This is a genomic window from Neobacillus sp. Fa239 (assembly GCF_055395235.1).
Map to the genome: position 1 here is coordinate 299,866 of NZ_AP041612.1, position 19,310 is coordinate 319,175.

Below are 19,310 nucleotides of genomic sequence, written 5' to 3' on the forward strand. Positions count from 1 at the left end.
AAATCGCTTTATTAGAAGCCATTAGGGGACCTTAGATCAACGTGTCTTTTACATTTTGTACATTGATAAAGATTTGGTTCAATTTCTTTATGTTTTTTTAGTTTTCGGCAGGTTTGACAGGAAAGAGTCACGTACCTACCTGTTGAGCTGCTTACAATTAAATTGTTTCCGATAGCCCCAGCTACCGGAATCATTTCATCTTCTTCATCCCGATCGCCCGTAAATAAAGCATAGGTTATTAAAACCGTTATACCACCACAAATAAAGCTGACCCAACTCATAGATCATACCTCCCACTAAGCGTGTAATGGATCTCTCCGTTGTTCCTAATCGGTACTACTCTATAAGCATTTTCTGTGCAAAATTCATTTTGAAGTTCATTTACTTGCTGAATGTTATCTAGAGCTTTTTCAATTAAATAAGCAGCTAATGTTGTATTTTTCATATTGCAAGCATTAGCAAGCCTTTTAAACTTGTTAAAGCCACTAATATTACTTAAAAATGATGAGAAATTAGGAATGATATTTCAGCTTTTTTCAATATATATATAACAAAATCATCATATATATCAACATATATGATGATTTTGTTATATATGATAATCTTATGTTATATTTTAGTTATGAAAATAATAAATAAAATGTTATTAATTATATCTTATTCATATATCGTAATTCACGAGTTTAGAAATATAGAAAAGAGAATTACATCTAAGCTAAAATTGAACGTCTTAGATTAAAAAAATAATGATACACAAGTTAATTGAATTATCAATCTTTTATTATACAACGAAATTAGACCGATGGTTATACATAAAACAATTGATAAATACGCTACAATGCAAATCTCCAACAAACCAGTTTAAAAGGAAAATATGATTTAAGTAGATGATTTTAAAAAAAAGTTAAAAAACAGTTAAAAAACAGTCTAAAGAGAATTTAAATTAATGCTTTGAAACACTTATTCAAATACAGACTCTGGGCCAATTTTTCCTTGTATAATATATTTTATATAATTAGAAGCTGTATTTTCCTCTATCCCAAGTTCCTTTGCAATTACTTGTAAGGGATATTTATTTAAATACAGATTTAGGGTCATTGCTCTACGTATTGAAATTAGAGTCAATCCTGGAGAGTTTTCCCCAAGGTAATCTAAAGTTACCGCTTTTAGATGGTTTAAAATAGACATTACCTGAATGGGTCCTTCACATTTTTCACCATGTTGTGTAGTGGTAAAAACATATTCACTTTCACTGTACATAATCATCTCGTTAAAATACTCCCGAAAGCTTTTGGCTTCCTTACCATTTAATAAAATGGAACGACTCTTAAGTTGAATGGTAATAGAATTTTCTTTGTCATTATCTAAAACATCTTCCTTTTTAAAACGAAAATCTGCTGTCTTTAATCCTTTAACCGCTAAAAGGAAAACAGCTTTTCTCAATATAGAATAATCTTGGTTCACCAACACCTTCTCCAAAATGTTAAGTATTTCATCATAAGTAATGACTACTTTAAGATCTTTTTTCACTTTCGATCGTTTAATCTTTACAGCCGGATCAATGGGTACTTTGTTAATCTCCCAAAGGTAATTGAAAAAAGTCTTAATGATTGCTAACTCTTTGTTAACAGTAGAAATACTCTTATTCCGTTCCAGTTGTTCTTCTAAGTAATTTTTGATGTCTGTTGAAGAAATTTGAAAAGGTTCTTTATTTAAAGGATAAGATTTCACTATATACTTAAAAAATTGACTAAGAACTTTCTCATAACTTTTTATTGTCTCTGAACTGTATCCTTTGTCTTCTATATGTCTTACAAATCCATAAAGCATCTTTTTCATCCCCAGTTACTTATTTAAAAGAAGATTATCAAAGTTGGTTTTATCTTATTTGCTAATAAGGGTACAAATGTACCCTCATATATTGAAAATTATTAAAAATTAAAAACCGACAGTTAAGGAAAAAAACAACTTTAAATGAAGTCGAGTCATAAATCAAAAGAAAAATTTTAAAATAACAAAATTTTTTATCGCACTTCCTACCATGTAGAGGTCAAAAATACTAAAAAATTTTGAACCACTAAAATTACCTGTTTTGTAATAATTAGTAGATTAAAACAAGTTAGCTTTCTTTATTTAAATGTAGGAGTTATCTTGGTTTATTCTTTCTAAATTAATATTCGTTGTGGATATATCTGAATGGCCTTCACAATCCTAAACATTCGCAAGTGGAACATCATTCTCCAATAGAGGAGGGACAAAAGTATGCCAAAACCAGTGCGGCTTTACTTTTGAATTTTTTCCAGCAAGATGAACAGCTTCTTTTACAATTTTATATTAGGTGGGGTAAGTTAATTGCTTTTTATTTTCATGAGGTGCATTTTATATTATATAAAACGAAGAAAAGGGGACTTGTATCTTGCATATTTATTTCAATCGATTCTCCAATACTTTTTCGATAGCTAAATAGAATTTCCTTGGTTTCCTCTCTTATAGGGATCGATTGCGACTTATTCCCCTTTCCAATAACATCCACAACAATTATTATTATTTTTGATTATATTGTATATTGCATCATTACTGTTAAATATAAACTATATTAATAAAAATATCATAACTCAATGATAAAATATAAAACATTAGTGTATCATATAGCAATATATGATCTTAAGGCAACCCTATAGTTAGGTTTTGCCCTGGCAAGCCGACGTTCAGAACTGGTGACTATTAATATAGAAGATTTACAGATTAACGACTTTGGTATGGACGTACGAGTTCGAGAGACCAAAACAATGAATTATGATCTTATAAAAGGAGTTGTTTATACTTATAACGAATTTTGTCCAGTTAAAGCGACTCAAGAGTGGATTAAGATAGGGTTAATTACTTCCGGTGCTTTGTTTCGTTCAATTGATCGGCATGGAAATATCAAGGAAAGGTTGAGTGATAAATCCATAGCACTTATTATAAAAAAATATATCGGGGAACTCGGTATGGATATAAATGACTTTGCAGCACATAGTTTGAGAAGTGGACTATCGACAAGCGCGGCCATGATGGGAATGACGGAAATAGCCATAATGAAACAAACTGGCCATAAAACCAGGGAGATGGTTAATCGTTATGTTCAGACAGGTTTACGATATAAGAACAATCCAAGTAGTATTTTTAAAAATTTATAATATACAATTTTTAGTGTGTTGGAGGTTTGAATTTTAACGAATTTAACTTTCCTTTGACGAACAACTCTCATCTAATTTCGTTCTGTAAAAATTGTCAGAAAAATTCAGAATACGTAAGTCTGGTGTTTCCTCCACAGTCTTCAAAACTATTGAGTTATTAAACTATTATTTAGTGTTTAGAAGATGTTTTGGGAGTTTCTGTATTTTAGTAAAACCACGTTTCTCCGGTTCACATCATTTGTAAAAATGGAATAAAAAATGAAATGAATTAAGGATGGAATCGAAATGACTCCATCCTTTTTTTGTTAAGAAAAGAGTTTGTGAAGGAAGTAACTTGTATCGTATTATAATATTCAAATATGGACTTCGGGAAGTTTTCCATTGCTATCATATTTAAATACCATAATACACATTAATAGGAAGCTCGCTTTCTCCTAAAAGTCTTTTTTATTCGTATATTACATTGAATGGTATTCATCATGGACAAAACAGGCTCCTTCCTCTTTGAAGATAAATATGATGAACTTTGAATCCCACTAGAAATTCAAGAGGCTAGTTTTTAGTATCATTATCTTTGCACCGGAACCTTCCTTTATTCAAATGTTCCCTTCATTATTGGAACTTTGTTTTCTACCATAAGCTTACCTTTTGCAATGACACTGTGAATGTCCAACGTTTCTTTTTCCAACAATACTATATCACCATCCTTCCCGGTTTGGATGCTGCCTTTACTTGAAAGCTTTAGCACATGTGCAGGATTCGTGGTGATGACCTCCAATGCCGTTTCCAGCGGGATGTCTTCCTCTAAAACAGAATCGCGCACTTCGTGATATAGAGATGATACTTTTCCGACTTGAAGGCCTACACACTCCCCATTGCTGTCAAAGCAGGGAAGGCTGGCCTGCCCGTCTGAAGAGAAGGTGATGCGTCCAATTGGAACCTCTTCTTTAAGCATCATACTTAATGCCTTGCTGCACTTCACTTCGCCTTCTTTCAAAAACTGAGGAATGGTACTTGTGGTAAAGTCTACGTATCCTCCTCGTTTCGCATAATCAATACCTGCCCTGAATAATTCTTCATTTCGGTTGATATGTGTCGGATGGAGCTGCCGAATCGGAATGTTGGTTTTATCTGCAATTTCATACAGTAATGAAAGCTTTTCATCTCCGTCCCCTACATGAACTTCTAATATGCCAGCTTTTCCTGACAGGATACCGCCATTGCGTGCCGCAGCGGCGACTTTAGCCAGTTCCTCAAATGTGGGTTCTGATGATCTATGGTCGGAGATTGCAATCTCTCCAACACCGATAATTTTGTCGATTAAAATAATATCGTCTTCGATTTTTCCAGTCAGTGTTTTTACTGGCACTTGATAGGATCCTGTATGAATAAAGCAAGAAACACCCTCTTCCTCTAACGCCCGTGCCTTGGCAAGAAGACTTTCCATTTTGCGCGTTGTCCCATCAGTACCAAGTAAGCCGACTAATGTTGTTATACCTGCAGTTGTAATATCAGAGAGCATTAGCTCAGGGGTGCGAGTTTTGAACCCGCCCTCTCCACCTCCACCTATAATATGAACATGTGAATCTATAAATCCTGGAACAACCAAAAGATTTGTCGCATTAATGATTTGAATAGGGGCAAAGTTGTCAGGAATCTCGATTCTCTCATCTATGAATGCGATTTTATCTTCTGCAATTAATATGTCTTTCTGTCCTAGGTAATTGGGTGCGTAAACTTCGCCATTTTTGATTAAGGTAAGCAATTCTTTTCTCCTCCTGTCAATACTTCTTGTCCCATATCAGAATGGACCATATCCAAAAGCATTAGCAATTATAACCGCTATTAAACCGATTGAGTATTCAATTAGAATCAAAGGGAGAATCCACTTCGCCCACTTTGTCCAAGGAATGCCTGCAATGGCTAAGCTCGCCATTAGGGTGGTGGCAGTTGGGAAAATCATATTTCCAATACCATCCGCGAATGAAAATGATAATACTGCTGTTTGGCGCGTAATGTGCAATAAATCTGCAAGCGGCGCCATTATAGGCATTGTCAGCATCGCATGACCGCTGCCGGAAGCTAAAACAAAATGTATAAGAGTTTGGAAGCTGTACATACCGGCAACACTTAAATAACTTGGGAAATACTGGATATATTCAGATACTTGATGCAGGAGAGGGTCAACGATATGTCCCTGATTCAATACAACAAGAATGGCGCGTGATACGCCGATTATCAAAGCTCCGCTAATCAAGGAAGCAGAGCCTTTAGTAAAGGAGTTGACAATATGATCTGCTGACAGTTTTCCGATGATTCCAATTACGATTGTCAATATAACGAATAAGGCTGCAATTTCTGTAATGTACCAATGGAACTTGATAACACCAAACGCCAAGACGATGTAGTTAATTAAAAAAGCACCCAGGATAAGCTTATGTCTAGTTGTTAACTTCGCACTTGATTGAAGTAAATGGCTCGCTTCTTCTTTTTTATATTTTCCGTAGATGCCTATAGAAGGATTTTTCTTTACCTTCATTGCGTGACGATAGACAAAAAAAACAGAAACAAAATAGACGATAACAAATAAAACAAGGCGGTACCCCATCCCAGAGAACATCGGTAATTCTGCGATTCCTTGGGCAATTCCTACTGTGAAGGGATTCATTATGGCAGTCGTAAATCCTGACAATGCTCCTACTATGACAATGGCAGTTCCTGTAATTGTATCGAATCCAAGTGCCAACGCTAGCGGAATAATAAGAGGAACATAGGCCAACGTTTCTTCCGCCATCCCTATTAAGGAACCACCTGCAGCGAAAACCAGCATCACGACAGGAATTAAAAGCTTTTCACGCGTAGACAACTTTCGGGCCATTGTGGCAATCAGCCCGTCAACCGTACCTGTTGCTCTTAAGACACCGAAAAATCCTCCAATAATTAATAAGAAAAAGATAATATTGCCGGCATCTACCATTCCTATATGAACAGCTTTTATCATATCGAACAATCCGACCGGTGCCGATTTTATCCATTTAAAAGAATTGGGGTCTACAGTTGTCCGTCCATCCGCTTCAATTCGTGTATATTCTCCTGCCGGCAAAATATAAGTTAATAGAGTTGATATTGCTAGAATGATGAATAGCAATACAAAAATATTGATTTTTCTCTCTTTTTTTTCAAACGAAACAACCTTTTCTTGTAGCTGGCTCATGTATGACTCTCCTTTGTATTTAATATAAATGGATAAAACTAAAACGCTTACAAAATAAATACCTCATATAGACTACCTTCTTTTTTTCTCGTATTCTGCTTTTTCCCTCCTTTTCTAATCCTTGAGGCATTCATTGATTACACATGCAATATCTGTGCCAAAACGGGTATATTGATGTATAAGTAAATTTTTATGGTTAGATTAGATTTTTGGGTTTTTATCGGTCTTTTTTGGTGATATAATAGATCCAATTTAAAGGCGAGTAGGTGTTTTTATGTCAAAATCCTCACTTACGCTTATAGCGGGAAGTGCAAAAACAAGGCAAGCCTTGCAGGAACAAATGGAACAATTAATTGGAGACTATATTCATATTAGAAGCCATGCTGTGGATGATGGATTACCGCAGTATCTGGAAGATACAATTATCTTATATTCATCAGATATTGCTTATAATAGAACAAACAGTATTTCTAACGTGAATGCCAAGAAAATAATTGTAGGAAAGAGAACAGTTCATCATGACCATATTGACAAACTTTTAAGAATACCAGAAGGTTCAGCAGTTCTGCTGGTGAATGATGATGATGATACAACTACCATGCTTATTGAATCCTTATATCAACTTGGTATCAATCACGTTCAATTTATCCCTTTTAGGAAAGGTAACTTGTTTTATGAGAATGTTGAAATTGCCGTTTCACCAGGAGAAACACATCTTTGTCCCTCTTATATAAAAGAAGTAATTGACATAGGTGTGCGTCTTTTTGATATGACAACAATTCTGGAAGTTGTAGAATGCTGCGGTTTGAACAAGGATATATCCTCGAAGATTTCAGAAAGATATATTAGCAATATTATTGAATTACAACGTAAACTGCTATATGCAGAGCGTGATGCAAGGCAAATGAGCGAACACATCCAAAATGTGGTAGGAACTATCGATGATGGAATATTGGTCGTCAACCAGGAAGGTCGGATTACAGTATTCAATCATCGGCTTGCTGCATTGTTTCATGTTGTAGAGCAAAATACAGTTAATAAGGATATAGAACATGTGATAGATTGCCGGGATATCACCGATTTCATCATGAACGGTAAGGATGAAAGCAAGTTCTTTGACATAGATGGCGTAGCTGTCGTAATTTTTCGAGTGCAAATGATGAAAGAAAATACAATTATCGCAACTTTCAAGAGTGTGCATCAAGCTTTTGAAATTGAAAAGACAGCGCAAAGAGAAATGCGTAATAAAGGATTTCATACAAAATACGGATTTGATGATATTATCGGCGAGCATGATGTAATGAAAGGTCGGAAGAGGATCGCCAAGAAACTTGCCTTGTCGGAGCATCCGATTTTAATTCAAGGAGAGACAGGAACAGGAAAAGAATTGTTTGCGCATGCGATTCATGAGCATTCATTGCGGAAAAACGGGCCGTTTCTGGCTGTAAACTGCAGCGCATTAACAGAAAGCCTGCTTGAAAGCGAATTGTTCGGCTACGAAGAAGGGACATTTACAGGAGCACAAAGGGGAGGCAAGAAAGGTTTGTTTGAATTGGCGGACAACGGGACTATCTTTTTAGATGAAATTGGTGACATAAGTCTTACAGTTCAATCACATTTGCTGCGCGTTCTACAGGAGGGGGAAATTCGCAGAATCGGTGGTGGAAGAATTATACCTATTAATGTTCGAGTGATTACCGCAACGAATAAAGATCTTCAAGGAAAGATACGGGACAGTTCATTCAGATCAGACTTATTTTACCGGCTGAATGTACTTAATCTCCGCATTCCACCACTCATTGAGAGAAGAGCGGATATTCCACTTTTGATTAAACATTTCATCAGAAAGAGCGGGAAGTGGGTAAAGACTGAACAAGATGTTCTGGAGTATTTCATGCAATATGAATGGCCTGGAAATATACGAGAACTAAAAAGCACAATTGATTACATGTTGACGGTTTGTGAAGGAAATGTCGTAACGAAAAGAGATCTTCCATCCATGTTGGGACAAGCGAAAGACGGCGTAATGTCCGAATATTCTACATGTGAAAGTATGCTGGAAATGAAGGAGCGCGCTTTCATCTTAGAAGTAATCAACCAATGCAACGAAAAGGGAAAAGTAGCAAGCAGAGAGTTGATTTCAAGTCAAAGCAAAGAAACAGACTTTGTCTTGTCCCCTCAGCAGATTCGCCTCCGTTTGGATATTTTAGAAAGTGAAGGATTTGTCGTCAAAGGAAGAGGACGGGGCGGCACGAAGATAACCGTTGCCGGAATAGAGTATTTATATTTTCTTAAGTCAAAGCGTGCAGTGTATTCCTAAAGCAATCATTCCTGCATTTTGCTTTTGAATGAAAATGATATAATTAGCCACTACTAATAGGGGGAGTTCGCACATTTGAACGTTTTTGTACGTTAAAGAAATCTTAAAACTTAATATAGGGATCCCGCCATCGCCATCAAGCTAAGTTTAATTGAGGATAATTATTTAGCAAAGTTTAGGAACGAAACGGAAATTATCCAATATTAAAAGCCCAATTTCTCAGTGTTATAAACGAGAAATTGAGCTTTTTTCACTTCACAATCGCTCCCTTTAGTGCAGTATGCCTTGTTCAACAATCTGGCCCTTAACATTAAGAAAGACGCTATCCTTATTCTAGATAAGCGCCCTCATAAAATGCAATTATATGTCAGAATGCAAATCTTCAACATTCCAAATTAAGAAAAATTCGTTGTTCAACTTTTTAATTGTCTTAAATTACTTTGAGTAATGCATTTTAATTATTTTAAGGCTGAATTTTCCTCAATTCCAAGTTCTTTTGCAATCACTTCTAAGAAAGAATATTTAAAATAAAGATTTAAGTCCATTGCTCCACGTATTGAAATCAAAGTTAATGCTGAATAGTTTACCTTCAGATAATCTGAAGATATCACTCAATGGTTTAGAAATACACATAACCTGAATAGGTTCATTCGATTGTTCTCAATGCTGTGTAGTTCAATAAAAATATAAAGAATGGTCAATAATTTTTCCTTCTAAGAATGTTTCAAAATCACTCTTTCTAATCAAAAGGTTACAGAACAATGTTGTATGCTTGACGTTAATGAAAAAGAATGTTTCTAAAACAATTTAACTTTCTTTATTTAAATGTAGGAGTTATCTTGGTTTATTCTTTCTAAATTAATATTCGTTGTGGATATATCTGAATGGCCATCACAATCCTAAACATTCGCAAGTGGAACATCATTCTCCAATAGAGGAGGGCCAAAAGTATGCCTAAACCAGTGCGGCGTTACTTTTGAATTTTTTCCAGCAAGATGAACAGCTTCTTTTACAATTTTATATTAGGCGGGGTAAGTTAATTGCTTTTTATTTTCATGAGGTGCATTTTTATTATATAAAACGAAGAAAAGGGGACTTGTATCTTGCATATTTATTTCAATCGTTTCGCCAATACTTTTTCGATAGTTAAATAGAATACTTTCATCAAATTGGAAAAAGTTTGATAATCAAGCGAATCAACTAAAATGGAAACGCTCTTCGGTATTTAAATATTTTCTTACCTTTTCCCTTACCTTCAGATTTTTATGAAACGAAAAAATCACATCCAAATTATTATGTAGTGTGAGTATCTCATTGATGGATCCATAAACATGCTTTAATTCGTCAAAATTTCCCATTCTGTGGGTGGTTAGAAGAAGATTGCGCGAAATTTTTTCCATTACCTCTTTATTGGTTGAGAAAAAATATATGGTTTTTGAAAAAAGTACAATACCTTCCACTTGTGTGTCCACTCGGTCATGGCATTGATGATGTTGGTGGAACCTGTATGTAGATGAGCTTCTATTGGTTCATATGTATTGAAAATGTATTATAATGCTTGAATGATAGGTTTCATTTTCACTTTATTGTTCGACGATGAATCTTCTTTTCCAGACTTTTGACGTAAAATGAGATTTCTTTCTTTATCGACAATTACATAACCCTTTCTCCCTGGTCTAGGGTTTCTACTATAATGGGAAATTATTTTCATTGTTTTCAACTCTGTTTGTATTGTATCATGATAAGGGTCTTACCTTTTAAAAAAAATAGATTGTTGGAAGTGATAGGATGAAAAAATTCTTAGTCAGTCTATTCATACTACTTTTGGCGGTAGGTGGGATTTCTTTCTGGGGAATGAGGGAAATGAAAGTGAAATCCGGTACAGTTGAAGTTTTCCATGGTGCCACGCCAAGGCAAGTTGGAGGGATTTTGGAACAGGATGGAATCGTCAAAAATGGAACGATTTTTTATACCTATATTCGAATTAAACAAGAATACTATCAATATATTTTAAAAAAGCCAAAAGCTTTTCCCATCGCTTTCTATGAAGGAACCTATCAAATTAAAGCGGGGAATTTTGATGATTTAATTCGGCAGATGAATCAAAAAGGAATCATGAATGAAAAAAACAATGAGGTCACTATTCCAGAGGGTTCGACGATCGTTGATATGGCAGCTGTTTTTGAGAAAAAAGGTTTATTTTCATCAGAAAAATTTATCTCGTATGTGAACAATAAGCAGAATTATGAAGCATTGCAAAAAAAATATGGTTGGCTTCCAGCGTACAATCCAAATGTTTATTTCCCACTTGAAGGATATCTTCAGCCGAATACCTATGAATTTCCATTAGATGCGAATCCGCAAAAAGTGGTGGAAATAATGTTGAACCAAACAAACAAGTTTTATACTCAGAATTTGGCTGATATCAACCGAATAATGAGCACCACACCACTTCATTCTTTTTCTAATATTGTGACGCTCTCATCCATGGTGGAAAGAGAATCCAAATTAGATGCAGACCGACCGAAAGTGGCGCAAGTCTTCTTGAATCGTCTTCAATCTGGCATGAAATTACAAAGTGATATGACTGCTTTATATGGAAATAGAGAATTGAAAGTAATAGTAACTAATAACGATATTTCGCAGAAAACTCCGTATAATACGTATATTGTTCGAAGACTTCCAATTGGTCCCATTAGTAATCCTGGAATGAAATCTTTACTTGCTGTTTTGAATCCTGCAGGACAAGGTTTTCATGCTCTTTATTTCTATGCCCGTCCCTCAGGTGAGACGCTTTATGCGGATTCACTTGCGGAGCAGCATCAAAATGTACAGAAATATCAACAGGAGTGGAAAAATATAGCCAAAAAATAAAAAAGCGAAAAAGCACCAAACGGTGCTTTTTTGTTGTTTTTAAAATCTAAAATCCCCCAAAATTAGAGACCATCCCGTCAGGATGGCCTTGATTAACAACGGTCATGTTATTCCATAGTCTTGATGTTAATTAGATAATCTAGCTTATTTTACTTTTTTCTATGGCCCAGAGCCTCCTCAGGAAATGAAGAAGATTTTTACTTACCATACAGGCGAATAAAACGGGATTCCAGCCGTGAATCCAGCCCGTGAGGTTGGTCCATAGTCCTAAGGTGAACTAACTTCAAAACTGCTTGAGACATACTGACCAGTATTAGTGGGTAATTTCTCGTTCATTCTATTAAAGGCCATAGTGGAGAAGAGTTGTTGGAGTATTAGTAGCTTTTTAGAATGAAATGTAAATAGATTAAATGGATTTACTTTTTGATGTAAAACTACAGATCCTAACCCTCTTTAAAATGGATTATTAAAACTAAAAGTCTCAAATATGAATTTTTTGGGATTTTTAAAATTGGAAGGAATCCTTGCAAGCCACTAATATTACTTAAAAATGAAAAGAAATTAGGAATGATATTTCACCTTTTATCAACATATATTTCTTTTACAACATTATCATATATATTAACATATATGATAATAAATATAATAATCTTATGTTATATTTTAGTTATGAAAATAATAAATAAAATGATATTAATTTTATATTTATTCATATATCGTAGTTCACGAGTTGAAAATTATAGAAAAGAGAATTACATCTAAGCTAAAAATTGAACGTGATAATAATAATGATACATAAGTTAATTGAACTTTCATCCGTTATTATACAACGAAATTAGGTGAAGGGTTATAGATGAAAGAAAAGATAAATCCGTTAGAATACAAATCTCAGACATCCCTAATTTAAGGAATAATTTTTTGATCTAATTTTGTATTCATATAACAACAATGAAAAAGAGTGACATAAAAAACTTATGAAAACATTTTTAACTTTTTATATCGTCAATTTTATCTTAAGTATTTTGCTATTACTCTACAAATAGATATTAAAGTAAAACTTGAATTTCCACATAGATAATCTTGTAAAATTCACTCTTAAATAATTTAGAATTGACATAACCTGAATCGGTTTACATTATTGTTCCCCCTACGGTTTAATCGATAATACGTATTCACTTCAACTGTGAAATGTTCCACAATAGAATTCCTGAATGTAATTGGCCACAAAAAATATGAAGCGGATCAGCAAATTTAGTTTCTCTAATGTTCACCACTCTTTTTTGCTTCCAAAACTTTAGGAAAAAGGAGAAAAGAAATTTGCATCCCTTTGATTCAATTTCCTGACTTTGAGACTTGTTTGCACTTCTTCGTGACGTGTTTCTTCTATATAATATGATTTATTTTTAAATTTCATTATAGTCCGGACTATTTACAAAAGTGGTCATTTTATGTTAGCTATTTAAAATAGTTTACTGCCAGTCTTTGAATTACATCATGGATTTTACACTATTCTGTTTGCGGTAGCGCTAAGTTCCGATAATAGATAGTTATCGGAACTTAAAACCGGAAAAACCAGCCGTTAAGGAGGTTCGATATTATGTTAACTGAAAGTGGAAAATTTCTTCAGATTGATAATGAGAAACTCGAAAAAATAAAATTCTACATACAAAACTCAAAAAGTAAGAATACACAGAAAAGTTACGCTTCCGACTGGAAACACTTTACTCAGTGGTGTGAAACGAATGGAAGGGAACCCCTACCGGCATCTGCAGGTACGCTTTGCCTTTATTTAACGGAATTGGCAACGACACATAAATATTCAACTATACGAAGACGAGTTTCCTCTATTAATATGGCGCATAAATTTAAACATCATCTTCCACCTTCTAAGGAAGTTGAAGTTCAAGCCTTATTAGAAGGGATAAAAAGAGAAATCGGTACTCGGCAAGAACCGAAAAAGGCACTGATGCTACATGTCCTTCCTGCCTTAATCGATAAAATTGACACCTCGTCTCTTATTGGTGTACGAGATAAAGCCATCCTTTTATTAGGTTTTGCCCTGGCGAGCCGACGTTCAGAATTGGTATCAATTAATATAGAAGATTTAGAAATTAACGACTTGGGAATGGACGTAAGGGTTCGCGAAACAAAAACGAAAAATGATGATCTTATAAAAGGAGTTGTTTATACGTACAATGAATTTTGTCCAGTTAAAGCAACTAAAGATTGGGTTAAAATAAGTGAAATTACCACTGGAGCGTTATTTCGTTCCATTGATCGGCATGGAAATATCAAGGAAAGGTTGAGTGATAAATCCGTAGCACTTATCATAAAGAAATATATCGGGGAACTGGGGATGGATGTAAACGACTTTGCAGCTCATAGCTTGAGAAGTGGGCTGTCGACAAGCGCAGCTATGATGGGGATGACTGAGATAGCAATTATGAAACAAACTGGCCATAAAACAAGGGAAATGGTTGATCGTTACGTTCAGGCAGGCTTACGTTATAAGAGTAATGCAAGTAGCATTTTAAAGAATTTATAATTTACAATTTTTAGTGTGTTGGAGATTTGTATTTAAACAAAATTATCTTTCCTTTGACGTACAACTACTCATCTAATTTCGTTCTGTATAAATTGTCAGAAAGATTCGGAGAGGAGTAAGTCGGGTGTTAGTTCCACAGTCTTTTTTCCATTTTGAACGACACTGTCTTTGACCGAGAAGCTAAAACTGTGTGTGTTCAGAGCCTTCAAATTATTATATTTGGAGGTTTTTTGTATGCGTAACGAAATGGGTCGAACGGCTCCTCCGTAGAAGGCTTAAGTTGGAGGACGACAAGGACGTTGATTCTAAATACTTTAAGACCGAGGAGCAGATCTCAACCATAGTGGTCAAATCTTGATTAGTACGGCTCCACACAATATGACCCTCGAGGTCGTCTTGACGTGGTTGATCTTTAGGGACTTGCAATTAGTAACAATTACTCCTAGGGAAGCTTGGAGGAGGACTATGAGAAAGCTCAAGCCGTGAACACTCAAGACAAATTTCTTTATAAACAATTCGGAAACGCAATTGTCGTTGACGTGTTGGAAGCAATATTCAAAAAGCTGCCAAGGTAGGAATATTTTGTTTTATATTCCTTTCCTTTATTATTTAAACATAGTATCCTTATTTTAGTTTAAAGGAAAGGGGAGGTTTAAAATGGGGCTACAAGATAATGAAAAAGCAATTATGAAAGCGTATAAGAGCAATGGGAGTCGAACTGGTCTTAAAGGTGTGACTCTTGGTATAAGAGACAAATCGGGTTACCTTGACTCGATTAAAAATGTTGAGGTTGATTTCTGCCCAAGTCCTCCAAAACACTCAGCTATTGAAATTAATGTTAAGGCCAAAGATAAAAAGAAGTTTGGAGACTACAATTTTGATTGGAAGTATTTTTCGGAAGAGCCAGTTGAAATGGAGTTTAATGACGTTAGTGATTACCAAACTAAAAAGGGTATCTTTTATATTAAACCTGAAGACTCTGAATATGGGGTTCAGCCGAGATACGTGTAAAAATGGGTCATAGACTTACTTTTATTTCCAGTCGATGACCCATTTTATGTTTATACCGGTATATTCTCCTCGACTGGTTGAGGGATGTTTTGTAAATCGATGACATAATCACCAAAACGTTTAATGTGTCTTGTAAGGTATGGACTCAGCATAACAAGATCTTCTCGCGAAAACTTATAACCTTCGTTTTCGGTATTATTCTATAAAATATAAAATGGATATTTATGTTAATATAGAGGAGAGATTGTGAAACGATGTACTTAAACTATAGTGACAGGTTACTTGAAGATCCGGCTATCATTGCCGGCTTTTTAATTTATTCAATTAAAGGACAGTTGAAGAAGGAATGGTATTATAATTGTTATAAAATGAGGCTTTGCGGAAGGGGATATTGTACTTGAAAAAAACTCAAGTAAAAGTTAATTTCAGCTTGTATGGAGATACCTTCCCTATTGATAGAGTTACTGAATTATTGGGAATTAAACCTACTGATACCTATAAGAAAGGTGATGTCGTTGAATGGGATTTTAGTACAAATGTTGTTTGCTCTATAGTCCACTATAAAAAAGAGACTGCATGGGAATTAGGTACCGACTATGAAGAATCCTACGATGTTGAGGAACAACTAGACCAGATAATTAGACCTTTAAAAACCAAAGTAGATATAATTAATCAATTAAAATCGCAATTTAATCTGGAATGCTATTTCTCAATTGTAATAAAAATGGAAAATGGTTTTACACCAGGTTTTCATCTTACTAAACAGCAGGTTGAATTTGTTAATAGTATACAAGCTGAAATTGACATAGATTTGTATGCAAACCCTTATGTAGACCCTTTAGAAGAATGGTATAATTAATCCTTTTTCAAGTAACGGGGGCGATACTTCAAGAAGAAGGTCGCCTTTTTTCTTTTTTAACAAGATCGAGATTGTGAAATGTTGTACTTAAACTATCGTGGCAGTTTAGTGGAAGAAGAAAAATGAAATTTTTTGCCGAAAATAATAACCATATGGTAAGGTTAAGCAATTTTAAAAAAAGATAAATAATTAATCCCTGATTTTCTGATTTATTTTAAAAAGGATGGATAGAGGTATGGTAAAGAAAAAACCTGATGAAGTTTATTTTATGTGTTATGGATTTCAAACACCATCAAAAGAAAGAAAAGGGTGAACCAATCACTAAGGATAAAAAAATGAAGGATTGTTATTGAGGTTATCGAGTAATATTTTGTGACTATGGCGACTTAAATCAAATGTTTGAGAAAATTCTACAAACCCTATGTCCTCGTAAAGACTTTATCCATAAAATCTCTAAGGATTGTGATACTTTTATAATTTTTAGCTTTACATCTAATCTAGGACAATTGGTTTTTAATTTGCTTCTAGTTTTACTAAATTATCTTCTCCATTAAGATGTGGTATGTTTATTTTGCAGTAAATATTCAAGAGGGTAACCAATGAACAAAACAGACCGTTTGTTAGCCATCGTGCTGGAGCTACAACGTAAAGAAGTTGTACGGGCAGAAGATTTGGCGACCCTATTTGAAACTAGCGTGCGGACCATCTACCGCGACATCCAGGCGCTGAGTGAAGCGGGCGTGCCGATCATAGGAGCACCTGGGACAGGATATTCCCTGATGAAAGGCTATTTCCTGCCGCCAATCAGTTTCACGGTACCAGAAGCCGTGGGCTTGCTGATTGGAACGGACTTTATCGAACAAAGATTTGATGATGATTATCGTATCAAGGCTCAAGGTGCCCGCGGAAAAATTGAGGCAATTCTACCGGAGAGCGTACGCAATGAAACATCTCGTGTACGCAAGGCTATGCGTTTGCTCATTTCTGATAAACAGGTTAAGCAGTCAAAAGAAAAAGAATATCTAGAAAAGATCCGTCGAGCGATATTAGACGAGAGAAAGATCAGCTTTCATTATGCAAAAAGACTTGCAGATTCCGACGGGAATCGCCATAGTTTTCGTACCGTTGCTCCCTATGGATTGGTGCTCGTTCAAGGATCATGGATGCTCGTTGCCCGGTGTGATCTGCGCCAAGACATTCGCCATTTCCGCTTGTCCCGAATGATGGAACTTATCGATCTGGGAGAACGATTCGAACTACCAACACATTTTAACTTAAGAGAGTATACCCCTCCGGATGATCGACACTTGCTAGTTCGCCTTTTATTTAACCATGATATCGCAGATAAGGTGAAAGAATCGAACAATCATTACATAGAGGATATGGAAGAGCATCAAGATGGATTGCATGTGATCTTACGCGTTCGTCAACTCGAAGAATTGTTGCAATGGGTGCTTGGCTGGGGAGCTGCTGCGATTGTATTGGAGCCTGAATCATTACGAAATCGGATGAGGAAGCCCAAAAAATGTTTAAACGCTACTGACATACTGCTGTCAGTAGCGTCATTTTATAATAGGAGTAATTAAACATAAAGGGGTGAGAGATAAATGCTAAGTATGTCTTGCTTCAGTTTGTGTACACTGCCATTCAACGTCCACAGGAATTAATTCATTTCACTATGGATCAATTGAGCAACAGCCAGTAGAACCAAATGGTTCAGTTTCTGATTAAATCGGGCCTTTACGGAAACTTCACTGGTTCTGGTCCAAAATGATATGATACGATATTGTATCATTTATTATAGGAAGGATGGTTTCTCGTGAATTTTGCTTCTGTACGCATCATTACCGACGACGTGGATCGTCTTGTCAAGTTCTATGAAAAAGTCATGGGTGTTTCGGCGGAACGCCCCGCGCCAGTCTTTGCCGAATTCATTGTTCCATCGTGCACCCTTGCGATCGGCCACTCGCAGACAGTGCCACTGTTTGGCGCTGGTTCCGCGGTGGCGGCCGATAATCACACTGTCATCATCGAGTTCCGCGTTCACAATGTCGATGGCGAATACGAGCGCTTGAAACCGTTTGTCGATGAGTGGGTAAAGGAACCGACCACTATGCCGTGGGGGAACCGTGCTGTGTTGTTCCGTGATCCCGACGGAAACCTCGTTAACCTCTTTGAGCCGGTGACCGAGGAAGCTATTAAACGGTTCAGCGGAAGGGGTTGAAGGACAGTTGAAGTGAGTGAGGCTTCAATTTTGTGAAGAATTACACTTAAAGTAAGGGGGGCTTAAGTTCAAGAAGAATGATCATCATTTCATGGATGGTCATTTTTTATTTATTTCACAGGATAGTTACTTATTCCAAAAGTGACAATTAGTTACCAATGATTCTAGCTTATTGGTATCGTACAATTTTCATGAGGTGGTTTATATGTATGTTTCACCCATGCTACTACAAAAAGTAGACCAGCCATTTGATGATAATTCCTATATAACTGAATTAAAGCTGGATGGCATTAGATTAATATTTACGAAGTTTAATAATATAGTAAGACTATATACTCGCTACAACAATGAGGTTACGGCTAAGTTCCCGGAACTTTTAACAATAGATATTCCGGATGGGACGGTATTAGATGGAGAGATTATCGTTACCGATCCAACTGGAAAACCGGACTTTGAAGCAATGATGTCCCGTTTCCAATCAAGCCGGAACACCCTATTCAAGACCGTACATTAAGCTACGTAGTATTTGACGTGATTCAATATAAGGGAAAGTCAGTTACCCGGCTCCCATTAATGGACAGAAAGCAGTTGCTTGATGCAATTATCCTTCAGGATACAAGTTTAATTGCAAAAGTTAAATTTATAGAAGGTCACGGTTCTGCATACTTTGATTTGGTCCAGCAGCAAGGTCTAGAGGGCATAGTCCTAAAGCGTAAGGATTCTCGTTATGAGGTCGGTAAACGCAGCCAGGCGTGGCTCAAGGTGATTAATTACCAATATGATGAAGTGCTGATTACTGGGCTTAGAAAAGGCGAATTTGGGATGCTTCTTAACTTTCTAGATGGCAAACCAGCTGGGATAATGGAGTTTATCCCACCGGCTGAACGGATGAGCCTATACCAGCAGCAGCAATTTATTTCAGAGAATGATAAGTTTATCTTTATCCAGCCGATCAAGTGCCGTGTGAAATACAGGCACTTAACTAAAGGCGGGCTGCTCCGACTTCCCTCATTTGTAGGGTGGAACTAAAATAGGATGGAATCGCAATGATTTCATCCTTTCTTTAGTCCATTAATAGATTACA

General features: G+C 35.8%; 13 protein-coding genes and 1 pseudogene. 10 read left to right on the forward strand and 4 right to left on the reverse strand.

Annotated elements, in window-relative coordinates; all coding sequences use genetic code 11:
* Positions 1–11 precede the first annotated feature (11 nt).
* Positions 12–281, reverse strand: a complete 270-nt coding sequence (locus ACZ5XR_RS29860; protein WP_464502555.1) for a hypothetical protein — start codon at positions 279–281, stop codon at positions 12–14.
* A gap of 679 nt (positions 282–960) precedes the next feature.
* On the reverse strand, positions 961–1,830 hold the full coding sequence (locus tag ACZ5XR_RS29865) for a tyrosine-type recombinase/integrase (RefSeq protein ID WP_464502556.1): 870 nt from the start codon (positions 1,828–1,830) through the stop codon (positions 961–963).
* Positions 1,831–2,717: 887 nt separating this feature from the next.
* Here ACZ5XR_RS29865 and ACZ5XR_RS29870 point away from each other — a divergent pair.
* Positions 2,718–3,179: a tyrosine-type recombinase/integrase gene (locus ACZ5XR_RS29870; RefSeq protein WP_464502557.1), complete on the forward strand. Its 462-nt coding sequence runs from the start codon at positions 2,718–2,720 to the stop codon at positions 3,177–3,179.
* Between the two features lie 592 nt (positions 3,180–3,771).
* On the opposite strand, the gene iadA is transcribed toward ACZ5XR_RS29870, so the two are convergent.
* Positions 3,772–4,944: a beta-aspartyl-peptidase gene (gene iadA / locus ACZ5XR_RS29875; RefSeq protein WP_464502558.1), complete on the reverse strand. Its 1,173-nt coding sequence runs from the start codon at positions 4,942–4,944 to the stop codon at positions 3,772–3,774.
* A gap of 36 nt (positions 4,945–4,980) precedes the next feature.
* The gene (locus ACZ5XR_RS29880; protein WP_464502559.1) at positions 4,981–6,393 is read right to left on the reverse strand and encodes a YfcC family protein; all 1,413 of its coding nucleotides are present in this window, start codon (positions 6,391–6,393) and stop codon (positions 4,981–4,983) included.
* Between the two features lie 274 nt (positions 6,394–6,667).
* Between ACZ5XR_RS29880 and ACZ5XR_RS29885 the strand changes: the two genes are divergently transcribed.
* The 9 genes and pseudogenes from ACZ5XR_RS29885 (at position 6,668) to ACZ5XR_RS29925 (ending at position 19,255) form a co-directional block, all read left to right on the forward strand.
* The gene (locus ACZ5XR_RS29885) at positions 6,668–8,713 is read left to right on the forward strand and encodes a sigma-54 interaction domain-containing protein (RefSeq protein WP_464502560.1); all 2,046 of its coding nucleotides are present in this window, start codon (positions 6,668–6,670) and stop codon (positions 8,711–8,713) included.
* A gap of 1,788 nt (positions 8,714–10,501) precedes the next feature.
* Positions 10,502–11,587 (forward strand): endolytic transglycosylase MltG, encoded by a 1,086-nt coding sequence (mltG, locus tag ACZ5XR_RS29890; RefSeq protein WP_464502561.1) that lies wholly within the window; start codon positions 10,502–10,504, stop codon positions 11,585–11,587.
* A gap of 1,597 nt (positions 11,588–13,184) precedes the next feature.
* Entirely contained in the window at positions 13,185–14,132 is a 948-nt protein-coding gene (locus ACZ5XR_RS29895; protein WP_464502562.1) for a tyrosine-type recombinase/integrase, read from the forward strand.
* 482 nt (positions 14,133–14,614) lie between these two features.
* Positions 14,615–14,707, forward strand: a complete 93-nt coding sequence (locus ACZ5XR_RS29900; protein ID WP_464502563.1) for a DNA cytosine methyltransferase — start codon at positions 14,615–14,617, stop codon at positions 14,705–14,707.
* 82 nt (positions 14,708–14,789) lie between these two features.
* On the forward strand, positions 14,790–15,143 hold the full coding sequence (locus tag ACZ5XR_RS29905) for a hypothetical protein (protein WP_464502564.1): 354 nt from the start codon (positions 14,790–14,792) through the stop codon (positions 15,141–15,143).
* A 397-nt stretch (positions 15,144–15,540) separates the two neighbouring features.
* A complete protein-coding gene (locus tag ACZ5XR_RS29910; RefSeq protein ID WP_464502565.1) occupies positions 15,541–16,002 on the forward strand; it encodes a DUF4279 domain-containing protein in 462 nt (153 codons plus the stop codon).
* A gap of 599 nt (positions 16,003–16,601) precedes the next feature.
* On the forward strand, positions 16,602–17,588 hold the full coding sequence (locus tag ACZ5XR_RS29915) for a helix-turn-helix transcriptional regulator (RefSeq protein ID WP_464502566.1): 987 nt from the start codon (positions 16,602–16,604) through the stop codon (positions 17,586–17,588).
* A gap of 233 nt (positions 17,589–17,821) precedes the next feature.
* The gene (locus ACZ5XR_RS29920) at positions 17,822–18,226 is read left to right on the forward strand and encodes a VOC family protein (RefSeq protein WP_464502567.1); all 405 of its coding nucleotides are present in this window, start codon (positions 17,822–17,824) and stop codon (positions 18,224–18,226) included.
* A 205-nt stretch (positions 18,227–18,431) separates the two neighbouring features.
* A pseudogene (locus ACZ5XR_RS29925) lies at positions 18,432–19,255 on the forward strand (ATP-dependent DNA ligase).
* The last annotated feature ends 55 nt before the right edge of the window (positions 19,256–19,310 follow it).